We start from the raw sequence: 23,706 nt of genomic DNA on the forward strand, positions 1-23,706 counted from the left end.
CCCGCATAAGCGACGGTGGAGGATTCAACGCGACGGGCCTCGTTTCGGCGGGGAAATCCATCGGCGAAATGAATCGTCACCGAAACCCTTGGTACCATCGAGCTTCACAATAAAGCACGCGAAGGCATTCAGGGTCGCGGTGGCGATTCAATGGTCACAGTGGCTTTCTCTGGGACAGAGTCGCCACAGATATATTCTTATGCGCGTCGATAAATGACGCCTTCCGAATTCACAACCCACGGAAGTCCATTGGGACTCACCGAAATATTCACGGCTCCCCCGCTCACGCTGTCCCAGCCCGTCCCGTTCCATCGATAAATGCCAAAGCCGCCTCCGACCTTGTTGGTGCCGGTCACCCAGACCGAGCCGTCGGCCGCCACGCCGATATCCGTAGCTGCGCCCGGCACTTGCCGCCAACCCGATACGCCGCGGACATAGATGTTGCCGGACGAGTTCACCACCCAGGGCGAACCGTCAAAACCCACCGCGATCCGCACGGCGCCGCCATCCACGCCGTCCCAGTTCGAACCGTTCCAGCGGTAGATGCCATAACCGCCTCCGACACTATTGGAGCCGATCACCCAGGCCGTGCCATCCCCGCCTACCCCGATATCGTGTGCGTTGCCTGGCAGTTGCCGCCAGTCCGCCGCGACGCGCTGGTAGATATTGCCCGAATCGTTCACCACCCACGGCGAGCCGTCGGGACCGACCGCGATGCGGACCGCGCCACCACTCACGCCGTCCCAGTTCATGCCGTTCCAGCGGTAGATGCCGAAACCACCGCCGACCTTGTTGGTGCCGATCACCCAGGTCGCACCGTCACTGCCGACGCCGATATCGTTTGCTGAACCAGGAAGCTCGACCCACGAAGTACCAGTAGACATTTTCAGCTCCTTATTACTTGGCAACAAAGATTTTGACCTTGCACTATTTTGCGAATAAATATCTTCAAAACACACCATAACGGTGCATCAAAAAATATAGAACATGACTCATGCCTTTCAAACCAATAATTCAAGCCAATCAATATCGCACCATTCGTCTCGATAATTTATAAAATCGAGCGTCATCAAACGATTTTGAATCAGATGTTTACATCTTTACGTTTTGATTACTATCATTCCCCCGGAGAAGAATATTCGTAACGCTCAACTCGCACCGGAGGAGGCACAATGGGATGGAATGAGGCAGCTGGTTCGTTCAGGCATTACGTTGTTCCGCTATGCGCCGCATGCTTGATCAATACCGTGTACGCCGCCCCCGGCGACGACGCGGACCTGCAGCGCGCCGCACAGCAAGCGTTCAGTGAAAGGCTCGACAAACAACGCCCGATGAAGCGCGCGTCGGGCAACGACCTGATGGAAACCATCAGGTCGACGGACGCCGGGGGATGGGTCCTGGGCGTCGCCACGCAAGTCCTCCCGGACGGGACACCTGCCGATCCCGTCAGCAAGCTGTTTCTCGCGCAGCGCACGCAAGGCACATGGCGCGTCGGCATGGAGGGGAGCGACGCGTTCGACAACCTGCTCGCCGCCGCGCCTGCGACGCTCGTCGCCCCTGCCGAGCGCGCGCATCTACATTCCCATCGTATTGCGCGGCCGTCGGCGCGCGCGAGCGCCGCGCCCGGACAAATCGGCCTGGCCTTGCCCTGGCAACTCGACACCGCGTGGTATTGGACAGGCGGGGCGCACGGCTGGAGCGGGGAAAGCCGCCCATACAATTCGCTCGACTTCTCGGGCGGGAACGGCCGAGTGCTGGCGGCACGCGACGGCTACCTCTACAAAAGTTGCGAACGCAACGGCAGCGCGATCGTGAAGCTGGTCCACGACAACGGGTACGCGACGACCTACTATCACATGGAGCAACTGGCGCCGCTTGCCAGCGGAGCGTATGTTCGCCAGGGCGACTACCTTGGACGCATCGGCAACGCGCTACCGTGTGGCGGACAGACGACAGGCGCGCACGTGCACTTGTCGTTGAGCCAGGGCGGCAACGACATTCCGGTCAACGGCAAGACGATCGGCGGCTGGCAGTTCTTCGAAGGCGACCGAGCCTATTCCGGTTATGCGGTCCGCAATCAGCGACGCGTTTCCGTGCAGGCGTCGCTGACCAACTATGGCGCGAACGACGATGGCGGCCCGCCCGAGCCTTCGCGACCGGTCAAGGCTTCGGTGCAATCGAGCGGCCCCGTCAACCTGCGCAGCGCCCCATCGCTGTCCGCGTCGATCCTCGGCACGGCCGCCAACGGCGATACCGTCGAACTGGCTTGCTCGGCCTTCGGCGATACGGTGCAGGGCAACTGGGGCGCGACGCGGCTTTGGTATCGGTTGAGCTCGCGACAGTGGATCTCGGACGGCTTCGTCTACACGGGAAGCAACGATCCAGTCGTCTCCGCCTGCGTCGAATGATCCCGACGTGCCGCGTCGGCACGAACGCAAAGGACGGGAGACCCGCACGGGTCGCCCGTGCGCCGATCGCTCAACGCCCGATCGGGAGGCCGGTCGGCTCGATCCAGCCAAGCCAGTACGCGATAAGGAGCGCAAGAAACAGCGTGATCGACAGCCCCACGCGCGCCGCGAGCGCCCACGCCATCCGTTTGGTCGTTCCGCGATCGCGATTCATGTAGTACAACGCGGAAATCAAGCTGCCGATAATCAGAATGAATGCGACAGCGACAACAAAACTCTTCATTTTCAGTGCCTTGCGAGATCAGAATCGGCTTGAATCAGTGAGGCCAGCCTTTGCCGCTCGGCGGCGACATCGCTCACGCCCGTCGCCGGCCAGTCCATTGCCACACCGCTGGCCAGCGAGTCGCGCACGAGCGTCTGATACTGCCAGTCGCTGATCTGGCCGTGCGCCATCGCATCCGCGATCTCGTGCCGGAATGTCGAAGGAAAGCTCTGGTACGCGCGCGACAGCGCCGCATACTGTCGCGCATCGATCTCCTTCGAGGACGGCACGGCAGCCCAGATGACGACCGCCACGATAGCGGTGAACGGGATGGCGGTATAGCGGAGAATGAATTTGATCGGGGTCATGAAGCGACAATAAGTGTCATTGCGAACGTGGGTTGGTTTGCAGGTTGAGCGTTGGCTTGAAGCACACGCTGGTTTGATTATCGGACAGTCATGCCCGGCGGGACCGGCACGCTGCCAGGATGCCGCGCAGCAAGTCGACCGGTGGCGGCGGGCACCCGGGTATCGTCACGTCGACCGGCAGGATCGACGAGACGGGGCCGCACACCGCATAACTGTCGGCAAAAATGCCGCCCGTACACGCGCATTCGCCGACGGCCACCACGAGTTTCGGGCCGGGTGTCGCGTCGTACGCGGCGAGCACGGCCGCACGCATGTTCAGCGTCACGGGCCCGGTCACGAGCAGCAGGTCGGCATGCCGGGGGCTGGCGACGAACTTGATCCCGAGTCCTTCGATGTTGTACACGGGACTGTTCAGCGCATGGATCTCCAACTCGCAGCCATTGCACGAACCCGCGTCGATCTGCCGGATGCACAGCGCGCGCCCGAGCAGATCGAGAATGTCCTGGCGAATCCGCCGCTCGTCGTGTCGCCACGCGTCTTCCGCCGCCGGTACGGGTTCGTCGGGAAAATCGGTGCGCGCGAATTGCCGGATGAGTTGCCACATCAGAGATCGTGCCCCGCATAGTTCAGGTTGAACGATTTGTTGATCAGCGGGAAATCGGGAACGATGTTGCCGATGATCGCATGCTCGAGCGCCGGCCAGTTCTGCCAGGATGGATCGTGGCAATGGCATCGTGCGATCACGTCGCCCGGCGCGAGGTCGAGCGCGACGAACACGTCGCCTCGCCAGCCTTCCACCCAGCCGACGCCCTGGGCGGGGGCCGCTGCGGGCATCATGTCGACGGCAAGCGGGCCGTCGGGAAGGTCGGCCAGCAGCGCGCGAATCACGCGCAGGGATTCATCGATCTCGGCGAAACGCACCGCAACGCGCGCGGCGACGTCACCGCGCGCATCACTTGCCGCAATGACCGCGAAGTCGTCGTACGGCGCCGGCCGCATGTTCGCGCGCACATCGAACGCGTGACCGCTGGCGCGGGCCGCCATGCCACGCACGCCGAAATGCTCGACGACGGCGGTGCTCAATCGTCCCGTGCCGAGAAATCGATCCTGCAGCCCGGACTGGTCGTCGTAGATCTTTCGCATGACGTGGACTTCGCGTTCGATGCGGTCACACTGCGTCGCCAGCACGGCCGCGTCCTCGGCGCGAACGTCGACCGCCACGCCGCCCGGCACGATCCGATCCATCAGATATCGATGCCCGAATGCGCGCGCGTTCTCCCGTATCCAGTCCTCCTTGAGTCGCGAGAACTGGGCGAGCCCGAACCCGAACCCCGCATCGTTTCCGAGCGCGCCGAGGTCGCCGAGGTGGTTGGCGATGCGCTCGCGTTCCAGCAGCAGCGCCCGCAAATGGAGCGCACGCTTCGACGGCGCCGCGCCACACGCTTGCTCGAGCGCCATGCAATAGGCCCACGAGAATGCGACAGTCGAGTCGCCCGCAATCCTGGCGGCCACCCGATGAGCGCACGACGCCGGGGTGCGCTCGAACAGCCGCTCGACGCCGCGATGGACGTAGCCGAGACGCTCTTCAAGGCGCAGCACCTTCTCGCCGACGACGGAGAACCGGAAATGCCCCGGCTCGATGATGCCGGCGTGGATCGGCCCGACGGCAATCTCGTGCACGCCGTCACCCGCCACCTGCACGAACGCGTAATCCGCCTCGCTCGACTCGAATGCTTCGACGCCCGTCGCCTGCTTTTGCAGCGGAAAATAATCGTCGGGCCAGTTGCCGTGATTGAGCCACGGCCGCGTATCGTCAGCGCCGCGGGCCCGCAAGCCGGTCAGGTCGAAGATCGCCCGTTGCATGCGCGCCGCGCACGGAAACATCGGAACGAGATCGGGATAGTCCCCATCGGCATCGTGCTTGCGCCCGATCGCGATGCGCGTCCACAGGATGCCGTCGTCGCATTCGTACGCGGCGTTCACCGAAAACACCCCTTCGACGGCTTCGCTGCCCCACATTGCAACGAGCCGGTTTCGCTCCGCTCGCGCCGTCCGCGCGATCTCGAGCCACCCCGCTTCATCGGCGTCCACCACACCCACCGGAATCTGGCCGGCACCGCGCGCGAGGCGGCTGGCGGCAATCTGCATCGTGTCGAGTCGCATGCGTCACCCTGCCAGCATCGTTGCAGCCTGGCGATACCACATCGCCAGGTACGGCGGAACATAAAGCCCAAGCATCAGCCCCAGGCCCAGATGAACGAATACCGGCAGCGGCGCGGGGCGATGCTCGAGCGGCCTGGCCGTCGTCGTTGCGCCGAACACCATGCGCTGCACGCGCGCGAAGATGGCCGCGAACGCGACGGCGAGCCCGAGCAGCAGCAACGGCGCCGTCCACGGCAGCGTGTTGATTGCGGTCGTCAGGATCAGGAATTCGCTCGCAAACACGCCGAACGGCGGCAGGCCGAGAATCGCGAGCGTGCCGAGCATCATGCCCCAGCCGACCGTCGGGCTGACCTGCAGCAACCCGCGAATGCCGTCGATCGCCTGCGTGCCGGCCTTCTGCGCCGCGTGGCCCACCGCGAAGAAGATCGCCGACTTGACGAGGGAATGCACCGTCATGTGCAGCAGCCCGGCGAACGTCGCGACCGGGCCGCCGAGCCCGAACGCGAACGTCATCAGCCCCATGTGCTCGATCGACGAATAAGAGAACAGCCGCTTGACATCCTTCTGCCGGAACAGCGAGAACGACGCAACCAGCACCGACACGAGGCCGAACCCGACCAGCAGCCGCCCCGGCAGGCCATTGCCCAGCGCGCCGTCGGCGAGCACCTTGCAACGCAGCACCGCATACAGCGCAACGTTCAGCAGCAGCCCGGACAGCACCGCCGAAATCGGCGTCGGGCCTTCGGCATGGGCGTCCGGCAACCAGCTGTGCATCGGCACGAGGCCGACTTTCGTGCCGTAGCCGACGAGCAGGAACACGAACGCGATCGACACGATGGTCGGGTCGAGGTGCGTCTTGACCGCGGCAAGGCTCGTCCACAGCAGCGCGTCGCCGTCCGCCAGTTGCCGGCTCGCGGCGAGGTACAGCAGGATCGTGCCGAACAACGCCTGCGCGATGCCGACGCCGCACAGGATGAAGTACTTCCACGCGGCCTCGAGGCTCGCGGCCGTCCGGTAGACGCTGACGAGCAGCACGGTCGCGAGCGTGGCGGCCTCCATCGCGACCCACAGCACGCCGAGGTTGTCGGTCAGCAGCGCGAGCAGCATCGCGAACATGAACAGCTGGTACATGCTGTGATAGAGCCGCATCCGGCCAGCCGTCATCCGGCCGCGGGCCTCCTCGACCTGCATGTACGGGCGCGAGAACAGCGACGTCGTCCAGCCGACGAACGCGGTGAGCGCGACGAGGTAGACGTTGAGCGGATCGACGAAAAAGGCCCGTCCGAACGCGAACGACGGGCCGTGCTCGACGGTGCGTGCGGCGAGCACGAGCGCCGCCGCGAACGTCGCGAAGCTGAAGCCGACGTTCAGCGTGCGCGCGACATGCGTGCGCCGCACGCCCGCCAGACATGCGGCGGCCACGAGCGGAATGCCGAGCACGGCGAGCACGACGTGGGCGTCACTCATCTTTGAGTTTCTCGAGGTGATGGATGTCCAGGCTGTCGAACTGCTCGCGGATCTGGAACATGAACACGCCCAGGATCAGGATCCCGACCAGCACGTCGAGCCCGATGCCGAGCTCGACGATCATCGGCATGCCGTTGGTGGCGGCCGTGGCCGCGAAGAACAGCCCGTTCTCCATCGACAGGAAGCCGATCACCTGGGGAATCGCCTTCGCGCGCGTGATCATCGCCATGAACGACAGCAGCACGCACGCGAGCGCGATGCCGAGCGTGCCGCGCGCGACCGACGTCGCGAGCTGGCTGATCGGCGCCGCGACGTTGAACGCGATGATCACCAGCACGATGCCGATCAGCAGCGTGGTCGGAATGTTGATGAGCGGCTCGACGTCGGCCTGGACGTTGAGCCTGCGCACGAGCCGATACAGGATCCACGGAATCACGCCCACCTTCAGCACCACCGTCAATCCGGCGGACACGTACAGGTGCCCGTCGCCCGTCACGACGCCGAGGATCAGGTTGGCCAGCACGAGCGCCACGCCCTGCAGCGTGTAGAGATGAATCAGCGACAGGATCCGGCGCTGGCTCAGCATCGCGAACGACAGCATGAGCAGCACCGCCGCGAGGAAATTGATCAGTTGCGTCGCGTAGCCGTGCATTCACGCCCCCAGCAGCAGATGGACGAGCATGCCGATCACCGCAAGCAGGAACGCCGTCGCAAGGAACTCCGGCACCCGGAAAATCCGCATCTTGGCGTTGGCCGTCTCGACCACGGCGAGCGCGGCGCCGCCCACCATCAGCTTGACGAAGAGCGCCGGCACCGCGAACACCAGCGCGAGCGGATTGCCCGCCGCGGCGATGCCCCACGGCATGAAGAGCGCGAGGCCGATGCACGAGTACGCGAACAGCTTGAGGCTGGCCGCCCACTCCATCAGCGCGAGGTGCCGCCCCGAATATTCGAGGATCAGCGCCTCGTGGATCATCGTCAGCTCGAGGTGGGTGGCCGGATTGTCGACGGGCAGCCGCGCGTTCTCGGCGAGCGACACCAGCGTGAACGCGATGCCCGCGAAGGCGAGGCTCGGATAGATCGTGAGCTCGCCCCGCCCGAGCGTCGCGACGATGCTCGTGAGCAGCGTCGACCGCGTGATCAGCGAGGCGGACAGCAGCACCATCAGCAAGGCCGGCTCCGCGAGGAAGCCGATCAGCATTTCGCGGCGGGCGCCGAGCGTGCCGAACGCCGTGCCGACGTCCATCGCGGCGAGCGACAGCGCGACGCGCGCGAGCGCGAACAGGCCGACGAGCGCGATCGCGTCCGCGGCGGGCGACAACGGCAATTCGGTCGACAGCGTCGGCACGATCGCGCAGGCGAGCGTCATCGCCGCCCACACGACATAGGGTGCGCCGCGGAACACCGGACTTGCGCCATAGGCGACGACCGACTCCTTGTTGAACAGCTTGTGGAGCATCCGGTACGGCTGCCAGATGCTGGGCGCGCGCCGGTTCTGCAGCCACGCGCGGCACTGGTTGACCCAGCCCGTGAGCAGCGGCGCGGCGGCGAGCGCCACGACGATCTCGAGGGTTTGCGACAGCACGCCGGATACGGTCACCATCGTCTCACCAGCAACAGGAGCAGGATCAGCACGGCGAAGCTGTAGGTCAGGTACACGGCGATCTTTCCCGTCTGCAGACGGCCCGCCCATTCGGCCATGCGTTGCGTCAGCGCCGCGATGCGCTCGTAGAGCGCGGGCCAGGTGCGGTCGGTGACCGAGACCCGGTAGGCCGGCTGCGCGTCGAACGGCGACGGCACGTGCCGCTCGATGCGCAGGAACGGCGCGAAGATTTCCCGGATCGGCTGCCCGAACCCTTCCGCCGTATCCTGCATGCGCGCGTTCGTGAACGGGAAGCCGCAACTCCACGGCGCGGCGCGACGCAGCCGGCCGTGGTAGAAGCGCCGCACCACCACCCACGCGAGCCCGCAGCACGCGATGAAAAACAGCATGAACACGGCGGGCATGTAGCTGGCCCGCGCGGTCGACACGGGCACGAACAGAAGCCAGCCGTGGTTGTCCGCGCCGATGCCGGCCCCGACCAGCGTGCGCGTGACCCGGTCCAGGATCTTGACGAACTGCGCGGGCATCAGGCCGAGCAGTACGCCGGCCGCCGCGAACCAGCAGAACGCGAGCCGCTCCCATCCATTCGCGTCGCGTGCGCGGCTCAGCTTCGTTTCTCTCGGCTGCCCGAGGAAGACGATGCCGAAGAACTTGACCATCGTGTAGCCGGCCAGCGCGGCCGTCATCGCGACCAACGCCGCCGCAATGGGCACCGTCATCGCGAGCACCGAATTCGGCAAGCCCGGGGTGAACAGGAAGCTCTGCAGCAGGAGCCACTCTGCAACGAACCCGCTCAGCGGCGGCAAGCCGGCGCTGGCGACGACGCCGGCGAGCACGGCCCACGCGGTCCACGGCATGAAGCGGATCAGGCCGCCGAGCTTGCCGAGATTGCGCTCCCCGGTGGCGTGCAGCACGGCCCCCGTGCCGAGGAACAGCAGGCTCTTGAAGGCCGCATGCGCGACGATCTGGTAGAGCATCGCAGTGAGCGCGAGCGCGGACAGGCTCGTCATGCCGTACGCGCGAAACAGCACCGCGACGCCGAGCGCGACGATCATCAGGCCGACGTTGTCGATCGACGAATACGCGAGCAGGCGCTTCATGTCGACCTGGATCGTGCTGAACACGACGCCGAGCAGCGCGGTGCCGACGCCGAGCACGAGCAGCAGCACGCCCCACCACGCGAACTGCACGTGCAGCAGGTCGAACAGCGTGCGCAGCAGGCCATACAAGCCGACTTTCAGCACGAAGCCGCTGAGCAGCGCCGATACGGGGGACGGCGCAGCGGGATGGGCATCCGGGAGCCAGACGTGCAGCGGGAACACGCCCGCCTTCGCGCCGAATCCGACCAGCGCGAACACGAACGCCAGCGACGCCCGGAGCGCATCGAGCGACTGCGTACGCATGTTGGCGAACGTGTAGTCGCCCGTGTGCGCCTGAAGAATGCCGAAGCACAGCAGCAACGCGAGCGCGCCGACGTGGGAGATCAGGAAATACAGGTAGCCCGCGCGGCGGATCTCGCCGATCCGGTGGTTGGTCATCACGAGGAAGGTTGCGGACAGCGTCAGCGTTTCCCACGCGACCATGAACACGTACGCATCGTCGGCGACGAGCACGAGCGCGATGCTCGCCAGGCAAACGTGGTATTCGAAGCAGATGAGCCCTGGCGCGGCCCCTTCCCCCTTGCGGAAATAGCCGGCGGAGAAGGCGCCGATCCCCGCGCTGACGACCCCGAGCACGAACAGGAAATAGCCGGATAGCCGGTCGACGCGCAGATGAAACGGCAACTCGGGCAGCCCGATCGGCAGTATCGCGGTGGACGGTTCGGCAAAGATGCCGGCGAGCCCCGCCGCCCCGAGCAGCAGCCCGCCCAGCGCACCGAGCGGAAACAGCCCGTGCGCAACGAACCGCGTGCGATGCAGCACCCCGAGACCGAGCGCGCCGAGCGCGAGCCACGCGGCCGCGACCAGCAGGACGAAATGGACGACCGGCACGGGTGTCATCCGGAATGTCTCCAGTACGCTCGGATTGGACGAGGAGCAGGGAACGCCCCCGAAGCCCCGGGCGCGATCCGTCCGTATTATGACATCGAAAGACCCATCCAGATAACAGGATATGATAATGACGTTATCATGCAAGGCACATGCTTGACGAAATCGGGCGACCCGGCGGGCGCCTCGCCGGCCTGCGGCGCCCGAAGGTTCCATCCGCGATGTCGTTGCCGCGGTTCAGAGTGATCGAGTAAAGAGCCTATGCCTGCGCAGTACTTTCGAAGCCTGACGGGAAAACACCGCAGCGCGGCCGCGAACCGCCAGCTCGGGGTGTCGCTCGCCTTCGTCGCCGGCGCAACCAATGCCGGCGGCTTCCTTGCGGTCAGGCAATACACGTCCCACATGAGCGGCATCGTGTCGGCGATCGCGGATCAGGCGGCGCTCGGGGATGTCCGGCTCGTGCTCGCCGGCATCGGTTCGCTGGCATCGTTTCTCGTCGGAGCGGGATGCTCGGCGGTGCTCGTCAACTGGGGGCGACGCCGCAGCCTGCAAAGCCAGTACGTCCTGCCGCTGCTGGTCGAGGCCACGCTGCTGCTCCTGTTCGGCCTGCTCGGCAGCCACCTCGCGCTGTGGGAGGCGTTTTTCGTCCCCGTGACCGTGATCCTGCTGTGCTTCATCATGGGGCTGCAGAATGCGATGATCACCAAGCTGTCGGGCGCGGAGATTCGCACGACGCACATGACCGGCATCGTGACGGACCTCGGCATCGAGTTGGGGAAGCTTTTTTACTGGAATCGGTCGGCGGTCGATGCGGACGCGCACGCGGTCATTGCCAACCGCGCGAAGCTGCGGATCCACGGCACGATGCTGACGTCGTTCTTCGTGGGCGGCCTGACCGGCGCTATCGGCTTCAAGCACGTCGGCTATGTGTCGACCGTCCCGCTGGCCGCGGCGCTCGTCACGCTCGCGATCGTGCCCGTGGTCGATGACGTGCTGACCTATGTCTATCGGCTCGACCGCAGGCAGTGACCTCGCAGGCGCCTGCGCCGGCGGCGACAGGGCGGCGCCCGATCGGCCGGGCGGCCTTTTCCCGCCTCGCCGTCGAGGGCAAATGCATTATAATTCGATTAACATATTTGCCGATTCGCCCCCGCAATGGAAACGAAAACCGCACGCCTGACCGTCCTGATCGATCCCGCCAAGAAGGAAGCATTCGAAATGCTCTGCTCGGCACAAGATCTGACGCCGTCACAAGTCGTACGGCAGCTGATCCGCGAGTATCTCGAGCATCACGGCGTGACCTACAAGACCAAGAGCCCGCTCGGCAAGCGGGTGAAGTGACGCGCTGAATGCGTCCGGGCGCCGATCAAGCGCCGATTGTCCAGTGCCCGTGCCCTTGTGCGTGCGCGTGCCAGGTCAGCCGCTCCGGATCGAGACGCTCGCCTTGTTTCAGGCGAGCGGCAGTGGCGGCCAGCTCGAGTTCGCCGGCAAAGTCAAACAAGCTCGCGCGCTCGAGCAAGATTCGCCTGGACGGCATACGATGGCCGCTCTTCCAGGCGAACGCGACGAAGTTGCTGTCGTCGCCGCACCGCACGATCGCATAGGATGCGCCGAACACGGCCTTCAGCCGCTCGAGGTGCAGCAGCAGCGCCGGATCATCGTCCGTGAAGTTGATCGCGAGAACACCCGTCTCGGTCAAGCGCTCGCGACATGCGTCGAAGAATGCGAGGTCCGCGCAGCGGCTCGCGATCCCTTCCGTGACGAAGGCGTCCAGCAGGATCACATCCGTGCGGACGTCTTCCAGCATCACGTAGTCCGCGCCATCGGCGCACACCACCTTGAAGCGCGCGTCGTCGGCCGGAATCCTGAACACGTCACGCAGCGCGATCACCTCGGGGCTGATCTCGACCGCATCGATCGCGGCCTCGGGCAGATTCCGATAGCAGAACTTCGCCAGTGATCCCCCGCCGAGCCCGATCATGCAGATGTGCTTCGGCGCGGGCTGCAGCAGCAGAAATCCCATCATCGCGCACGTATAGTCGAGCGTGAGCTTGTCAGGATGACTGAGCGACATGAAGCTCTGGGTGGCAAAGTGATCGAAGTGCAGCGATACCGCGTGCTGCGTCTCCAGCACGTAGGGCCGCTCATCGCTCATCGGCGTCGACAGGAATTCGACGTACGCATCGTAGGACGTTCGAGCCTCATCCATTCTCGGTCTGCCCGGGAAATCAAACAGTCGATTGAATCATCCGCGATGGGCCGCCGGTCAGACCTTCTTCAGGAAACATGCCTTGAGCATGAAGCTGCCGGCGTCCGTCTTGCAATCGATCTCGTGATCGCCGCCGACGATCCGGATGCTCTTCACCTTGGTGCCCATCTTCAACGTGATCGACGAGCCCTTGACGCGCAAGTCCTTGATCAGCACGACCGAATCCCCGTCCGACAGCACGTTGCCGTTCGCATCCTTGACGACGCTGCCCGCAGGTTCGTCGCCCGCGTCGGCGCCGGCGCTCGCCGACCATTCGTGACCGCAGTCCGGGCAGACGAACAGCGCGCCGTCCGGGTACGTGTTTTCCATCGCGCATTGCGGGCATGAGGGGACGGTATTCATTGCAGCTTCCATCAGGACAGGTTCGAGTCGATCGGCGAAATGGAACCGGCGCCAAGACCGCCTCGGCCGAGGCGGTCTTGGCGCCGGTACGCACAACATTATAATGCAATACACATATTCTTACCGCTCGATTATAATCTGTCGCTTGCCGCCTTTCACCGGACTTGCGGGCGGTTTCGCTGAGGATGTCGACATGTTCGAGCTGGATGGTGCGCTGCTGTTGCCCGATCGGCGTCCCGTGACGCTGCGTGAAATCGCGGGAAGCCGGGGCCTCGTCGCCGTGGGCGTCGGGCGCGGCGGCGAACGCGGATTCCAGATGGTTCACCGTTTCCACGACGCCGGAGAGCAGCTCGCGGCGGCCGGCATCCATCTGGTCTTCGTCTATCCGCGGGAATCGGCCCGGCATGTGATGGATCCGATCTCGGTCTCCAGTGCGCGGTTCCGGCGCCATCCGTGCCTGCTGCTGGATGTCGACGACCGTCTTTTCGCGCAGGGCGTACCGCCTCGATCGCTGCGCGCGATGCACCTGAACGGCGACATGGAACGACTCGACGGCATCGACATCGATTTGCAGAGCACGACGTGGGAGATCGCGTGCCGGGCATTCCTGACGCATTGCCAGATCGACACGGCGCACTGACCCCATCGACCCTAGAGACTTTCGCAAATAACGTGGCAACCGTAGTGCACTTACAAATCGGTCCCGGCTGGAACCGAAATCGCGCGTACGCCGCTCAAGACGCGCTCGTCGACATGGCGCGCCGCTTCGAAAGCGACATCCTGCTGATCGCCAACGGGCGCCACGGCAATGCGAAGGACGGCATGGCGATCGCCTCGTTGCAGGTGCGCGGCGGCACGTCCGCCCAAGTGCTGGCCGCCGGCCCGGATGAAGAAGCCGCGCTCCAGGCGCTTCTGCCGTTGCTGCAGGAGGGGTGACCTGCATGCCGCCCGTCGACCTGCCGTTCCCGGGGATGCGCGCCGCGCACGCAAACGCTGCCGCCGATGGTCCGGTGATCGTGGAATCCGAGCACCTCGTGTCGCTGTGCTTCGACGGCCGCGGCATGCAAAGCACCATGCTGCGCGCCGCCCCCGATGCGCTCGCACTGGGCTATACGCGCACGATGATGGGATTCCTGCTGCTGCTGCAGCCTGCGCCGAAGCACATCGGCATGATCGGGCTCGGCGGCGGCTCGCTGACGAAGTATTGCCGCCGGCACCTGCCGGGCGCGCACCTCACCGTCATCGAAATCAATCCGGACGTGATCGCGCTGCGCGACCGGTTCTGCATCCCGCCCGACGACGAACGGCTGTCGGTCGTCTGCGCGGACGCTGCGCAGTACATGTCGACGACCACGCAAACCTTCGACGCGCTGCTGGTGGACGGCTTCAATGCGGACGGCGTTCCCGTCGAGCTCGCCAGTGCGGCCTTCTACGAGGCCTGCCGCGCGCGGTTGAATGACGATGGCGTGCTGGTTGCCAACCTGCTGCACGGCGATCCGCAACTCGGCAACGCGCTCACTGCGCTGCGCGATACGTTCGGCCCGTCGGCCGCACTTGCCCCGGCCGAAGACAGTGCGGAAAACCTGATCGTTTTCGCGTGGAAGAGCGATGCCCCGTTGCCGTCGCTCGAGACGCTGATGACGCGCGCGGATCGACACGCCGGGCGGCACCGCGTCGATCTCGTCGAAGCGGCCGTGCGCATCGAGCTCGGCGCCAGTTACGACTGGACGCGCCTGGGCGCCTGCGCTGCCACCTGATCCCGCAACACCCGGTGCCCTTCCTTGGTCACCCTCAACTTTTCTGGAGAAGCGATGAGCGACAGCGATACGTCAAACGCCCAAACCATTTCGGCGTCCGCCATCTGGGCGCTGGAGCGCCTGGCCGAGATCCGCTATGGACGAGAGACGCCCGCGCTGGGCTGGTCCGTCACGCGGGAGCTCATCAGCGCGGGATTCGTCAACTACCCGATGAGCGGCCGGCCCAATATCTCCATCACGACGGCCGGCCGGACGTTCCTGAAGAACCGGAAATAGCCGCCTCCGCCGGGTCCCGTCACGTGGCCCGGTTGGTCACGAAGCCCTGCCTGGCCGCCCACAGGTTGACGTCCTGCTTCTGGATGGCGGCGGACATCAGCGCGGGAAACTGGTCCGGCGTACACGCAAAGGTGGGAATGTCGAGCGCGGCGAACTGGGCGGCGTTCTGGTGATCGTAGCCGGGCGCGCCGTTGTCGGCGAGCGCCAGCAGGCAGATCACGTTCACGCCGGCGTTCTTGAGCGCGGCCGCGCGTTGCAGCATCTCGTGGCGATTGCCGCCTTCGTACAGGTCGGTGATCAGGATCATGATCGTGCGCTCGGGCCGGTCGATGATCTGCTGGCAATAGCCGAGCGCGCGGTTGATGTCGGTGCCGCCGCCCAGTTGCACGCCGAACAGCAGCTCGACCGGATCGCCCGCTTCGTCGGTCAGGTCGACGACGTTGGTATCGAAGACGACCATGCGCGTGCGCACCGCGCGCAGCGAGGCCATCACGGCCGCGAAGATGCCCGCATAGACGACGGACGCCGCCATCGAGCCGCTCTGGTCCACGCACAGCACGACGTCGCGCAGCGCCGAGCGCTTGCGCGCGTAGCCGACCAGCTTCTCCGCGATCACGGTGCGCCGGTCGGGCGCATAGCGGCTCAGGTTCGCGCGGATGGTGCGATGCCAGTCGATCTCGTTCGGGCGCGGCCGATAGTTGCGCTCCGCGCGGTTCAGGCTGCCGGCGATCGCCTGGCGCATGGGCTCCTTGAGCCGGCGCTCCAGCTCGTCGACCACCTTGCGCACGACGCGCCTGGCCGTATCGCGCGTCTTGGCCGGCAACACGCGCGACAACGACATCAGGCTGGCCACGAGATGGACATCGGGCTCGATCGCCTCGAGCAGCTCGGGCTCCAGCAGCATCTGGCGCAGGTTCAGCCGCTCCAGCGCGTCCTGCTGCATCACCTGCACGACCGGTGCGGGAAAGAACTCGCGGATATCGCCCAGCCAACGCGCCACATTCGGCGTGCTGGCGTTCAGCCCGCCCTTGCGCTCGCCGCCGTACAGGTCGTCGAGCGCCTTGTCCGCGCGCGTCAGCGTGTCGCCGAGGGTGACGCCGCAACTGCTTTGCGCGTCGCTGCCCAGCACCAGCCGCCAGCGCGCCATGCGGTCCGTTTCGATCGGGGAGTCCTTGCTCATCTCAGTTGCCCAGAATGGCCGCCAGCACGGGCAGCACCCGCGCCGCCCGCTCGTGGTCGATGTCGACGGACACGCTCGCCGCCGGCGGCGCATCCGCATCCATGTGCTTCACCTTGCTGCCCATTTCGCGCCGCTCGGCCGGCTGGAAGTCGGCGAACGCACGGCGCAACAGCGGCAGGCGCTCCATGAACACCTGATCGTCGAGCCCGCTCAGCCAGCCGTCGATCACGCGCCACAGCGCATCCTGCTGCAACAGCAACAAACCGCTGCCGCGCAACAGGCCGGCGAGCCAGCCCGTCGATTCCGCCGGCGGCGTCGCGGCGGCCAGCGCGAGGCCGGCCTGTCGCGCCAGTTCCTCCGCGTCGACACGCTGGCGGTCGAACGCCTGGCGCAGCGCGAAGCCGCGCACGGCCGGCGCGACCGCGTCGTCCGCGGTCAGCGCCACGAGGCAGCTCAACCAGTCGCCCAGCAGTTCGGCGGCGTCGAGCGTATCGAGCGCGGCCTGTACCTCGTCCATATGGCCAAGCAGCGCCATCGCCATCGACTCGTCGACGTGGCGCGCCGCCGCGGCGAGGCCCACGACGATGCGCTCGACCAGGCCTTCGACGATCGGCCGCAACGCGCTGCCGTCCGTGCCGCGGACGTCGCCATAGCGCGCCACGCGGGCCAGCGGCGGCAGCGCGGCCATCAGGTGCGTCAGATCGGCGGCGACGGCGGCCTGGGTCTGCACGCACGCGAGCAGCACCGCCACCGCCTTCGGCAGCCGGGCCAGCACGGCCTGGTCGAGCATCGCGGTCAGTGCCGGCAGCTCGGCGCCCGCCTGCGCGCGTTCGCACAGCTTGTGGGTCGCGGCGTCCTCGATCGTGTTGCCGTAGCGGCTGGACCCGATCAGCGCCACCACCATTTCGGGATTCCAGCGCAGTTGCCAGGACTCCCGGAACGTCCCCGTGCGATTGGCGTCGCCCAGCAGCGTCCCCCAGCGCACGTCGATCAGCCCGAGCCGGTGCAGCAACAGGCTGCGCTCGCGGCCGCCGTCCTCGCGCAAATCGAGGTCGAGGTTCTTGATCTCGGTCGTGGGCTTCAGGCGCAGGCGCTTTTGCTGCGCCTCCAGGTCGCGCTGCAGCGGCGCGGCGGCGGCCGAGTCGGGCACCGCACCGAGCCGCTCGCCGACCTCGAGCTTGCGGCGAATGATGCTCAGCGGCTCCGGCTGGCCGTGGCACAGCACCGTGAGCATCGCTTCGCGCTGCTCGGCCAGGCCCGGCAGCGGCAGGTCGCGCATGGCCGCGAGCGCGTCGGCGAGGCGCACCGTTTCGATCACGCTCGCGGATGACGCGTCCAGCCCCTCGTCGCGCATCAGCCGCGCGCCTTCGGCGACCCAGCGCAGGCCGGCGCGGTCCGGGCTTTGCCACAGATGCCGATACCAGCCCGGCGATTCGACACCCGCTCCGTAGCCGCTGGCATAAGCCAGGCGGTCATCGCTCCAGGGCACCCAGGTCGCCTCCACCTTCGTCCTGGGCAGGCCCTTGAGCAGCGCCGCGTCGTCCTTGACGGTCGCGGGCTTGACCAGCGCCGGGACGTGCCACGCGCCGCACACGACGGCAATGTTCTCGTAGCCGCGCTTCTGCGCTTCGCGGATGCGCGTGCGCATATGGGCTTCGCGACGTGCGTCGCGCAGTTCGGGGGCGCTCGCGTGTTCGCGCAACGCCGTCATCGCTTCCTCGATCGCCGCGAACAGTTCGCTCGCGTCGCGCCGTTGCTCGATCTCGACTTCCCACCACAGCTCGTGGTCATCGAAGCCGGCCGCGCGCGACAGCTCGCCGATCGGGTCCATGCGCCATGAAACCAGCGCGTCCGCGTCGTTAGCCGAGTCGCCCTTCGTATCCGCGAGATCGAGCGCCCCGGCATCGTCGGGCGCCGCCTCGCGCGGCTCCGCCTCATTCTCGCGCGCCAGCGTTTCGGCGAAGCCGTGCATCGCGGGCAGGTCCATGAACCACAGCGGTATGCGCTGCGCGCACGCGTGGCGGATCGCCTGCCATTCGGGCGAGAACTCGGCGAACGGATAGAACACGCCGAGGCGCGGCGCGTCGTTCGGGTAGATCAGCAGCGCGACGGGCGGCACCATGCCCGCATCGGCCGCGAACGCGACGATCCCGTCCGCTTCCGGCGGGCCTTCGAGCAGCACGATATCGGGCTGCTGCGCCGCCAGGGCCGCCTGCAGCGCCCGCGCGCAGCCGGGGCCGTGGTGGCGGATGCCGTAGTAGCGCACGGCCATCAGGCGACGTCCATGCAGGCGCGGTAGAAGTCCTTCCAGTCGTCGCGCTCCTTGACGACCGTCTTCAGGTACTCCATCCACACGAGCTTGTCCTGTACCGGATCCTTGACGATCGCGCCGGTCAGGCCGGCGGCGAGATCGGCGGCGCGCAGCACGCCGTCGCTGTAGTAGCCGGCCACGGCCATCCCGTGCCCCAGCACCGAAATCGCCTCGGCGGTGGACAGCGTGCCGCTGGGCGACTTCAGCCTGGTCTTGCCGTCTTCGGTCAGGCCGTTGCGCAGCTCGCGGAACACGGCCACGACGCGCCGCACTTCTTCCAGCGCCGGCTTCTCGGCCGGCAGCTCCAGCGCGCGGCCCAGTTCGTCCACGCGGCGGCTGACGATGGCGACTTCCTCGTCGAAGCTGTCCGGCGTGGGGAGGATCACCGTGTTGAAGCGGCGCATCAGCGCCGACGACATCTCGTTCACGCCGCGGTCGCGGTTGTTCGCCGTCGCGATCACGTTGAAGCCGCGCTGCGCCTGCACCTCGATGCCCAGCTCGGGCACCGGCAGCGTCTTCTCGGACAGCAGCGTGATCAGCGTGTCCTGCACTTCGCTCGGCACGCGCGTCATTTCTTCCAGCCGCGCGATCTTGCCGTCGCGCATCGCGTTGAGCATCGGGCTCGGCACCAGCGCCTGTTCCGACGGGCCTTCCGCCAGCAGGCGCGCGTAGTTCCAGCCGTAGCGCAGGGCCGTCTCGTCGGTGCCGGCCGTCCCCTGGATCAGCAAGGTCGAATTGCCGCTGATCGCGGCGGCAAGGTGTTCCGACACCCAGCTCTTGGCCGTGCCCGGCACGCCGTACAGCAGCAGCGCACGGTCGGTGGCCAGCGTCGCCACGGCGATCTCGATCAACCGGCCGCTGCCGATGTACTTGGGCGTGACCTCGAAACCGTTGTCCAGCTTGCCGCCGATCAGGTAGGTCTTCACCGCCCACGGCGACAGCGTCCAGTTGGCCGGACGCTGGCGCTTGTCGTGCCGCGCCAGTTCGGCCAACTCCTCGGCATATTGCACTTCAGCGTGTTTGCGCAGCACGGTGTTGAGGTTGGCCGTCATAGCGGCATCTCCTTGGTGAGGGTTTGTCTGGCGTGCGCGAGGGCGACGATGCCCCTGGCGCGATCGAGATTGAACATCGTGTCGGCGGGCGCTGCCGAGAGGCTGCCGGCGTACACGTCGACGACGGGTTCGAGCACGGCGAGATCGGCGTCCTGTACGCGCAGGAGCGCCAGCTCGATCAGGCCGGTCACGTCGTCATGCTGTCTGGTTGCGCCCGCTTCACGCTGGGCGCGCCAAGCGCCGGGCGCCGCCGTGGCGATGGCGCTGGCCACCGCGTTCGGCCACGGCGCGGGCATCGCCTCCAGGCCGCGACGGGCCGCGTACAGATTGCCGAAGGTCAACTGGCGGCACACCTGCTCGACACGCGCCTGCGCGCTCACCACCTGCCACAGGCGTTCCTGGTACGGATGCAGCACGTTGGAATCGGCCAGCGAGCGCCGCAGCAGCGGTTCGGCCCAGTCGGCCTCGCCGTGACGGCAAGCGGCAGCGGCGCAACCCGCCAGCAGCGCGTCGGCCCATTCGTGCGCGGCCATCACGTTCAGTGCGTCGTCAGGTGTCGCCGCCGACGACGCGGACCAGCGCGCGGGCGCAAGCGCCGCAACCAGCTGGCGCAGCCAGAACGCACGCGGACCTTCGCCCGGCGGCGGGTTGGCGGCAATGCCGTCCCGCTCCCAGTCCTTGGGCAATTCAGCGGGGCCCTCAAGTTGCAGGACCGGCTCGGCGCGTTTGCCGAGCATCGCGACCAGCCGCGATACGGCGCCGCTTGCCGCCGCGGCCGGCTGCCAGCGCAGGCAAGCGTCGGCACGCGCCTCCATGCGCTTGACCAGCGCCGATTCGGGCAGCCGCAGCAGCAGTTCGGCGGCACTCTGGCGCACGGCCTGGCTACGGTCGTCCAGCAGGCTTTCCAGCATCGGCTCGTCGGCCGGCGACAAGCCGTGCTGCAACACGGCCACGAACGCCTGGCGCTGCTCGGCCTTTTCCTTGGGCAGCACGGCCTTCAACACGTCGCGCGCGTGGGCCGCATCGCGGCGACGCAGCGCCGTCAGCGCGCGCACGCGCGCCGCCGTGTCGCCCTCCTCCCACGCCTGCAGCAAGGTCGCCTCGTCGTCAGCCGGAACCTGTTTGGCGGCCACGAGCGCCTGCCAGTCGGGATGCTGCGCGGCCAGCCAATGCCCGCGCCGCCCGATGACGGGCCACCACACGTCGAACCGTGCCGGTCTCGCGAACACGGACGGCAGGAGCGCATGCGGAAGGCGGCGGTTGGCGCGCGTCATGCGCGCCACCAGCCATTCGGCCAGGCTGCCCAGTTCGCCCGCAATCGCCGACGTCAGGATGGGGCCTAACGTGACCGGCGTTTCCGGCACCGGGTCCGGCTCGGCCGCCGGTTGAGCCGTGGCCGAAGCCGGCACGCGGCCGGCAGCGCCATAGACGGCCATGCAGCCCGCCTGCCACAAAAGACGTCGTTCCGGGCCGGCGGCGGGCAGTTGCCCGTCGATCCCGGCAACCGTCGAAACTTCCGCACCCGCATTGGCGGTGCCGATCAGGGCGGTGCGAACAAGCGCCTGCATCACTGCACTCCCGTCAAGACTTGATACCGCCCGTCCGCATACAGGCCCAGCGGGCGCACCGCCTGCCCGTCCCATTCCACGGCGACCGCGTGCGGCGCGCCGCCGGCGATCGCGGTCCACAGCCACTGATCGCGCCCGGCCAGCGGCAGCGCATCGCCGTCGGCGCCGACCACCCGCCACTGCCCGTTCTCGAACGCGGGAACGCACGCATCGAGCACGGTCGCCATACGCTCATGCCACGGGTTGAGCGCCAGCAGCGAGGCGGCCGCATCGAGCAGTTGCCGATGCGTGCGGACCAACGGGAACGTGCCGGGCGCGGCCGCGGGCGTCGCGACGCCCTTGAGCATCGCGCGCAGCGAACCGGCGCCCGGCCAGAACGCCAGCTCGCCTTCGAACGCGGTGCCGGGCAACCACGATGCGGCAAAGGGCTGGTTGCCCGCAGCGAATTGCAGCAGCAGCGCATGACGCCCGCTGCGCGTGCCGATCAGCCAGCTGCGCTGCACGCGCACCCGCTCGTCGGCATCGATGTGCTGTCCGATCACCTGCCAGCAGTCGAGTTGCGTGTCGCCATGCGCCAGCACCTCGTCTTCCCTCAGCGAGTAGCCGATCAGCTGGCGCAGTTGCTGTTGCAACGGCGGGTCGAGCTGATCGATGCGTTCGTACGCGCGCACGGCCAACGACAGGCGGCCCAGTTCGGCCAGCAGGATGTCCGGCCAGTCGGGGCGACTGCCGGGCAGATCGGCCAGCGCCCGCACGCGCGCGGCCAGGCCGCTGGCCTGCGCATCGACGAGACGTGCCGCCGCTTGCTCCCAGAAACCAGGCCCTTCGGCGGGCAGGCGTGCGAGGCCGTTGCGGACCAGGTCTTCGAGCCACACCTGCAGCGCCGCCAGGCCGTCGCGCACGCGCTGGTCGCGCTTCTCCGCCCGCTTTTGCTGCGCCGCCTCGTCGACGGGCGCGTCCGCTTTGGCGGTCGCGCGCGCCTCTTTCTTCGCGGCATTGTCGGCGCGCTTGTCGAGCCAGCTGGTGACCCATTCCGGCTCGTCCGTCTCCGCCACGGCGGCCGGCTGATTGGCGGCGAGCACCAGCAGGCCGAGCGCATGTTTGCAGGGGAACTTGAAGCTGGGGCATGAGCACTTGCTGGCGAAGTCGGCCAGGTCCACGCGCACCTGATAGGGATTCTTGCCGCTGCCCTGGCATTCGCCCCAGATTGCGCGGGCGTTGCGCCCGAGGAGCGGCCATTGTTTCGGCTGAGCCAGTTTCTTGCCGTTCGAGGCCGACCCGCTGTCGGGCGCAAGCGCAAGAACCTGTTGTTCGGTTAGCTGCATAGGGGCCGCGAAGTGAGTGGCGTTGCAGTGGTGTGCGGGGCGTGAAGTCGCTGCGTTCGGCAGCGTTCGATGCGGCGTGCTTCCATTCAGGCCAAATCGAATTCGGTGACACCTTTGACCTGGCCCTAGTATATCCGAGGGGGTTTGCGCCGCTGGTCGCTCATGGCCCGCAGGCGGCCGACCAGTCTAAGCCAGTTGTTTATGAAAGAAGGTCGTCGCGCAGTACCGGCCATCCGGCATCAGCGCGTAATTGGGCACATCCCCGACCCGCTGCCACCCTGCCCGCTCATACAGCCTCGCGGCATCGCTGCCGGTCACGGTGTCGAGCACGAGGACGGCCTTGCCCGCCGCCCGGGCCGCGTCATCCGCCGCGGCCATCAGACGCGCGCCGACACCCTGACGTCTTGCATCGCGATGGACCAGCATCTTCGCGACGTCGGCGCGATGCGGCTGGTTTTCGGGCAACGCGGTGATCAGTTGCACGGTGCCGACGACACGGCCGTCAGCACGTTCGGCAACGAGCAGGATTCGCTCGCCGCGAATGACGCCGTCGGCGACCTGCCGCCAGAACCTGGCGGCCGTGCTCCGCGAAATCGGCAACATGAAGCTGACGGATGCGCCGCCCTCGACGCAGTCGATGAGGACGTCGGACAACGCGTCGATATAGGCCATCACGTCGTCGCCATCCACGCGACGGATCGTTATCGGTTCACTCAATTTCTGCTCCGGGGTTCGTCGACGGACAGGTTGCACAGCGCGACAAGATAGCGAGCCGGACGGGCCGACGTGTTGCGATAGCCGATCGGACGGTCCAGCTTCATCGTCACGCAGTCGCCCGTTTCAAGTCGCCATTGCCGATCGCCATAGGTGACCTCCATAGCGCCGTCGATGACCCAGATCTGCTGATGGATGTCCGCGTCGCGCATCGCCGTTTCGTATGCAACCTGCTTGCCCGGCGGAAACTCGACTTCCACCAGCTGGATCGGCGACCACGCGGGCGGCGACAGGTTGCGACGCACATAGCCCGACTCGGGATCAGTCCACTGCGACTGATCGCGCAACGACGAATGCGGCGACAGCCCGGCGGAGGTCGAATCCTCCGCCGACTCGAACAGCGAGGCCACCGATACGCCGAGCGCCGTCGCGAGCTTGTCGAGCACGACGGCGGTCGGACTGCTTTGCCCCCGCTCGATCAGCGAGATGTTCGAGCGGCTGACTGTGCTTCGCTCGGCCAGGGCGTCGAGCGACCAGCCCTGGGCGTCGCGGAGATCGCGAATGCGGCGCGCGATCCGGGTGTGGATGTCCATGTTATCCAGTTTTATGGATAAAACATCCAGTAAACTAGATTATGGAATCGGCGCTGTCAA

General features: G+C 66.8%; 25 protein-coding genes. 7 read left to right on the forward strand and 18 right to left on the reverse strand.

What is annotated here, in order from left to right; translation table 11 throughout:
• Nucleotides 1-197: 197 nt before the first annotated feature.
• Nucleotides 198-884 carry a tectonin domain-containing protein gene (locus tag B7P44_RS34395; RefSeq protein ID WP_133118002.1) on the reverse strand — a complete coding sequence of 229 codons (687 nt, stop codon included), beginning with the start codon at nucleotides 882-884 and terminating at the stop codon, nucleotides 198-200.
• Nucleotides 885-1,172: 288 nt separating this feature from the next.
• Between B7P44_RS34395 and B7P44_RS34400 the strand changes: the two genes are divergently transcribed.
• Nucleotides 1,173-2,408 (forward strand): peptidoglycan DD-metalloendopeptidase family protein, encoded by a 1,236-nt coding sequence (locus tag B7P44_RS34400; protein WP_084910478.1) that lies wholly within the window; start codon nucleotides 1,173-1,175, stop codon nucleotides 2,406-2,408.
• 70 nt (nucleotides 2,409-2,478) lie between these two features.
• On the opposite strand, the gene B7P44_RS34405 is transcribed toward B7P44_RS34400, so the two are convergent.
• The 8 genes from B7P44_RS34405 to hyfB form a co-directional block, all read right to left on the reverse strand.
• Nucleotides 2,479-2,691 (reverse strand): twin transmembrane helix small protein, encoded by a 213-nt coding sequence (locus tag B7P44_RS34405; protein ID WP_084910479.1) that lies wholly within the window; start codon nucleotides 2,689-2,691, stop codon nucleotides 2,479-2,481.
• A 2-nt stretch (nucleotides 2,692-2,693) separates the two neighbouring features.
• On the reverse strand, nucleotides 2,694-3,038 hold the full coding sequence (locus tag B7P44_RS34410; RefSeq protein ID WP_084910480.1) for a hypothetical protein: 345 nt from the start codon (nucleotides 3,036-3,038) through the stop codon (nucleotides 2,694-2,696).
• 88 nt (nucleotides 3,039-3,126) lie between these two features.
• Complete coding sequence (locus tag B7P44_RS34415; RefSeq protein ID WP_084910481.1) at nucleotides 3,127-3,642, reverse strand: NADH-quinone oxidoreductase subunit B family protein; 516 nt, start codon at nucleotides 3,640-3,642, stop codon at nucleotides 3,127-3,129.
• Complete coding sequence (locus tag B7P44_RS34420; protein WP_084910482.1) at nucleotides 3,642-5,201, reverse strand: hydrogenase large subunit; 1,560 nt, start codon at nucleotides 5,199-5,201, stop codon at nucleotides 3,642-3,644. Before B7P44_RS34420 ends, B7P44_RS34415 begins: the two co-directional genes overlap by 1 nt.
• 3 nt (nucleotides 5,202-5,204) lie before the next feature.
• The gene (locus B7P44_RS34425; protein WP_084910483.1) at nucleotides 5,205-6,668 is read right to left on the reverse strand and encodes a hydrogenase 4 subunit F; all 1,464 of its coding nucleotides are present in this window, start codon (nucleotides 6,666-6,668) and stop codon (nucleotides 5,205-5,207) included.
• Nucleotides 6,661-7,320, reverse strand: a complete 660-nt coding sequence (locus B7P44_RS34430; protein WP_084910484.1) for a formate hydrogenlyase — start codon at nucleotides 7,318-7,320, stop codon at nucleotides 6,661-6,663. The genes B7P44_RS34425 and B7P44_RS34430 overlap by 8 nt, the downstream gene beginning before the upstream one ends.
• Nucleotides 7,321-8,271 carry a respiratory chain complex I subunit 1 family protein gene (locus tag B7P44_RS34435; protein WP_084910485.1) on the reverse strand — a complete coding sequence of 317 codons (951 nt, stop codon included), beginning with the start codon at nucleotides 8,269-8,271 and terminating at the stop codon, nucleotides 7,321-7,323.
• Nucleotides 8,265-10,271 carry a hydrogenase 4 subunit B gene (gene hyfB, locus B7P44_RS34440; protein ID WP_084910486.1) on the reverse strand — a complete coding sequence of 669 codons (2,007 nt, stop codon included), beginning with the start codon at nucleotides 10,269-10,271 and terminating at the stop codon, nucleotides 8,265-8,267. Before hyfB ends, B7P44_RS34435 begins: the two co-directional genes overlap by 7 nt.
• A 249-nt stretch (nucleotides 10,272-10,520) precedes the next feature.
• On the opposite strand from hyfB, the gene B7P44_RS34445 reads away from it, so the two are divergent.
• Both B7P44_RS34445 and B7P44_RS34450 read left to right on the forward strand, forming a co-directional pair.
• The gene (locus B7P44_RS34445) at nucleotides 10,521-11,288 is read left to right on the forward strand and encodes a YoaK family protein (RefSeq protein WP_084910487.1); all 768 of its coding nucleotides are present in this window, start codon (nucleotides 10,521-10,523) and stop codon (nucleotides 11,286-11,288) included.
• 126 nt (nucleotides 11,289-11,414) lie between these two features.
• Complete coding sequence (locus B7P44_RS34450) at nucleotides 11,415-11,600, forward strand: ribbon-helix-helix protein (RefSeq protein ID WP_010097212.1); 186 nt, start codon at nucleotides 11,415-11,417, stop codon at nucleotides 11,598-11,600.
• 25 nt (nucleotides 11,601-11,625) lie between these two features.
• On the opposite strand, the gene B7P44_RS34455 is transcribed toward B7P44_RS34450, so the two are convergent.
• Together B7P44_RS34455 and B7P44_RS34460 are read right to left on the reverse strand one after the other, a co-directional pair.
• A complete protein-coding gene (locus tag B7P44_RS34455; protein WP_084910488.1) occupies nucleotides 11,626-12,468 on the reverse strand; it encodes a spermine/spermidine synthase domain-containing protein in 843 nt (280 codons plus the stop codon).
• Nucleotides 12,469-12,525: 57 nt separating this feature from the next.
• Nucleotides 12,526-12,870 (reverse strand): zinc ribbon domain-containing protein YjdM, encoded by a 345-nt coding sequence (locus tag B7P44_RS34460; RefSeq protein ID WP_084910489.1) that lies wholly within the window; start codon nucleotides 12,868-12,870, stop codon nucleotides 12,526-12,528.
• Nucleotides 12,871-13,063: 193 nt separating this feature from the next.
• Between B7P44_RS34460 and B7P44_RS34465 the strand changes: the two genes are divergently transcribed.
• The 4 genes from B7P44_RS34465 to B7P44_RS34480 are packed head-to-tail and all read left to right on the forward strand — an operon-like array spanning nucleotide 13,064 to nucleotide 14,903.
• Nucleotides 13,064-13,510, forward strand: a complete 447-nt coding sequence (locus B7P44_RS34465; protein WP_084910490.1) for a hypothetical protein — start codon at nucleotides 13,064-13,066, stop codon at nucleotides 13,508-13,510.
• A 32-nt stretch (nucleotides 13,511-13,542) separates the two neighbouring features.
• Nucleotides 13,543-13,806 carry an HPr family phosphocarrier protein gene (locus tag B7P44_RS34470; RefSeq protein WP_084910491.1) on the forward strand — a complete coding sequence of 88 codons (264 nt, stop codon included), beginning with the start codon at nucleotides 13,543-13,545 and terminating at the stop codon, nucleotides 13,804-13,806.
• 5 nt (nucleotides 13,807-13,811) lie between these two features.
• Nucleotides 13,812-14,627, forward strand: a complete 816-nt coding sequence (locus B7P44_RS34475; RefSeq protein ID WP_084910492.1) for a fused MFS/spermidine synthase — start codon at nucleotides 13,812-13,814, stop codon at nucleotides 14,625-14,627.
• A gap of 54 nt (nucleotides 14,628-14,681) precedes the next feature.
• Entirely contained in the window at nucleotides 14,682-14,903 is a 222-nt protein-coding gene (locus B7P44_RS34480; protein WP_084910494.1) for a hypothetical protein, read from the forward strand.
• Between the two features lie 19 nt (nucleotides 14,904-14,922).
• On the opposite strand, the gene B7P44_RS34485 is transcribed toward B7P44_RS34480, so the two are convergent.
• The 7 genes from B7P44_RS34485 to B7P44_RS34515 all read right to left on the reverse strand — a co-directional run bounded on the left by B7P44_RS34485 (nucleotide 14,923) and on the right by B7P44_RS34515 (nucleotide 23,646).
• Nucleotides 14,923-16,083, reverse strand: a complete 1,161-nt coding sequence (locus tag B7P44_RS34485; RefSeq protein ID WP_084910496.1) for a VWA domain-containing protein — start codon at nucleotides 16,081-16,083, stop codon at nucleotides 14,923-14,925.
• A gap of 1 nt (nucleotide 16,084) precedes the next feature.
• Nucleotides 16,085-18,355 carry a DUF5682 family protein gene (locus B7P44_RS34490; RefSeq protein ID WP_084910498.1) on the reverse strand — a complete coding sequence of 757 codons (2,271 nt, stop codon included), beginning with the start codon at nucleotides 18,353-18,355 and terminating at the stop codon, nucleotides 16,085-16,087.
• Entirely contained in the window at nucleotides 18,355-19,446 is a 1,092-nt protein-coding gene (locus B7P44_RS34495; protein WP_084910500.1) for an ATP-binding protein, read from the reverse strand. The genes B7P44_RS34490 and B7P44_RS34495 overlap by 1 nt, the downstream gene beginning before the upstream one ends.
• The gene (locus B7P44_RS34500; RefSeq protein ID WP_084910502.1) at nucleotides 19,443-21,014 is read right to left on the reverse strand and encodes a DUF5691 domain-containing protein; all 1,572 of its coding nucleotides are present in this window, start codon (nucleotides 21,012-21,014) and stop codon (nucleotides 19,443-19,445) included. The genes B7P44_RS34495 and B7P44_RS34500 overlap by 4 nt, the downstream gene beginning before the upstream one ends.
• Nucleotides 21,014-22,339: an SWIM zinc finger family protein gene (locus tag B7P44_RS34505; protein WP_084910504.1), complete on the reverse strand. Its 1,326-nt coding sequence runs from the start codon at nucleotides 22,337-22,339 to the stop codon at nucleotides 21,014-21,016. The genes B7P44_RS34500 and B7P44_RS34505 overlap by 1 nt, the downstream gene beginning before the upstream one ends.
• A gap of 186 nt (nucleotides 22,340-22,525) precedes the next feature.
• The gene (locus B7P44_RS34510) at nucleotides 22,526-23,011 is read right to left on the reverse strand and encodes a GNAT family N-acetyltransferase (RefSeq protein ID WP_407924055.1); all 486 of its coding nucleotides are present in this window, start codon (nucleotides 23,009-23,011) and stop codon (nucleotides 22,526-22,528) included.
• Nucleotides 23,012-23,052: 41 nt separating this feature from the next.
• Complete coding sequence (locus tag B7P44_RS34515; protein WP_084910508.1) at nucleotides 23,053-23,646, reverse strand: helix-turn-helix domain-containing protein; 594 nt, start codon at nucleotides 23,644-23,646, stop codon at nucleotides 23,053-23,055.
• Nucleotides 23,647-23,706 lie beyond the last annotated feature (60 nt).

This window comes from Burkholderia ubonensis subsp. mesacidophila, from assembly GCF_002097715.1.
In the GTDB taxonomy this organism is placed as follows: domain Bacteria; phylum Pseudomonadota; class Gammaproteobacteria; order Burkholderiales; family Burkholderiaceae; genus Burkholderia; species Burkholderia mesacidophila.

What these genes read in the sequence shown, in the direction of transcription:
- B7P44_RS34395 (WP_133118002.1), bottom strand. Translation starts at nt 884, where the DNA reads ATGTCTACTGGTACTTCGTGGGTCGAGCTTCCTGGTTCAGCAAACGAT.
- B7P44_RS34400 (WP_084910478.1), top strand. Translation starts at nt 1,173, where the DNA reads ATGGGATGGAATGAGGCAGCTGGTTCGTTCAGGCATTACGTTGTTCCG.
- B7P44_RS34405 (WP_084910479.1), bottom strand. Translation starts at nt 2,691, where the DNA reads ATGAAGAGTTTTGTTGTCGCTGTCGCATTCATTCTGATTATCGGCAGC.
- B7P44_RS34410 (WP_084910480.1), bottom strand. Translation starts at nt 3,038, where the DNA reads ATGACCCCGATCAAATTCATTCTCCGCTATACCGCCATCCCGTTCACC.
- B7P44_RS34415 (WP_084910481.1), bottom strand. Translation starts at nt 3,642, where the DNA reads ATGTGGCAACTCATCCGGCAATTCGCGCGCACCGATTTTCCCGACGAA.
- B7P44_RS34420 (WP_084910482.1), bottom strand. Translation starts at nt 5,201, where the DNA reads ATGCGACTCGACACGATGCAGATTGCCGCCAGCCGCCTCGCGCGCGGT.
- B7P44_RS34425 (WP_084910483.1), bottom strand. Translation starts at nt 6,668, where the DNA reads ATGAGTGACGCCCACGTCGTGCTCGCCGTGCTCGGCATTCCGCTCGTG.
- B7P44_RS34430 (WP_084910484.1), bottom strand. Translation starts at nt 7,320, where the DNA reads ATGCACGGCTACGCGACGCAACTGATCAATTTCCTCGCGGCGGTGCTG.
- B7P44_RS34435 (WP_084910485.1), bottom strand. Translation starts at nt 8,271, where the DNA reads ATGGTGACCGTATCCGGCGTGCTGTCGCAAACCCTCGAGATCGTCGTG.
- hyfB (WP_084910486.1), bottom strand. Translation starts at nt 10,271, where the DNA reads ATGACACCCGTGCCGGTCGTCCATTTCGTCCTGCTGGTCGCGGCCGCG.
- B7P44_RS34445 (WP_084910487.1), top strand. Translation starts at nt 10,521, where the DNA reads ATGCCTGCGCAGTACTTTCGAAGCCTGACGGGAAAACACCGCAGCGCG.
- B7P44_RS34450 (WP_010097212.1), top strand. Translation starts at nt 11,415, where the DNA reads ATGGAAACGAAAACCGCACGCCTGACCGTCCTGATCGATCCCGCCAAG.
- B7P44_RS34455 (WP_084910488.1), bottom strand. Translation starts at nt 12,468, where the DNA reads ATGGATGAGGCTCGAACGTCCTACGATGCGTACGTCGAATTCCTGTCG.
- B7P44_RS34460 (WP_084910489.1), bottom strand. Translation starts at nt 12,870, where the DNA reads ATGAATACCGTCCCCTCATGCCCGCAATGCGCGATGGAAAACACGTAC.
- B7P44_RS34465 (WP_084910490.1), top strand. Translation starts at nt 13,064, where the DNA reads ATGTTCGAGCTGGATGGTGCGCTGCTGTTGCCCGATCGGCGTCCCGTG.
- B7P44_RS34475 (WP_084910492.1), top strand. Translation starts at nt 13,812, where the DNA reads ATGCCGCCCGTCGACCTGCCGTTCCCGGGGATGCGCGCCGCGCACGCA.
- B7P44_RS34480 (WP_084910494.1), top strand. Translation starts at nt 14,682, where the DNA reads ATGAGCGACAGCGATACGTCAAACGCCCAAACCATTTCGGCGTCCGCC.
- B7P44_RS34485 (WP_084910496.1), bottom strand. Translation starts at nt 16,083, where the DNA reads ATGAGCAAGGACTCCCCGATCGAAACGGACCGCATGGCGCGCTGGCGG.
- B7P44_RS34490 (WP_084910498.1), bottom strand. Translation starts at nt 18,355, where the DNA reads ATGGCCGTGCGCTACTACGGCATCCGCCACCACGGCCCCGGCTGCGCG.
- B7P44_RS34495 (WP_084910500.1), bottom strand. Translation starts at nt 19,446, where the DNA reads ATGACGGCCAACCTCAACACCGTGCTGCGCAAACACGCTGAAGTGCAA.
- B7P44_RS34500 (WP_084910502.1), bottom strand. Translation starts at nt 21,014, where the DNA reads ATGCAGGCGCTTGTTCGCACCGCCCTGATCGGCACCGCCAATGCGGGT.
- B7P44_RS34505 (WP_084910504.1), bottom strand. Translation starts at nt 22,339, where the DNA reads ATGCAGCTAACCGAACAACAGGTTCTTGCGCTTGCGCCCGACAGCGGG.
- B7P44_RS34510 (WP_407924055.1), bottom strand. Translation starts at nt 23,011, where the DNA reads ATGGCCTATATCGACGCGTTGTCCGACGTCCTCATCGACTGCGTCGAG.
- B7P44_RS34515 (WP_084910508.1), bottom strand. Translation starts at nt 23,646, where the DNA reads ATGGACATCCACACCCGGATCGCGCGCCGCATTCGCGATCTCCGCGAC.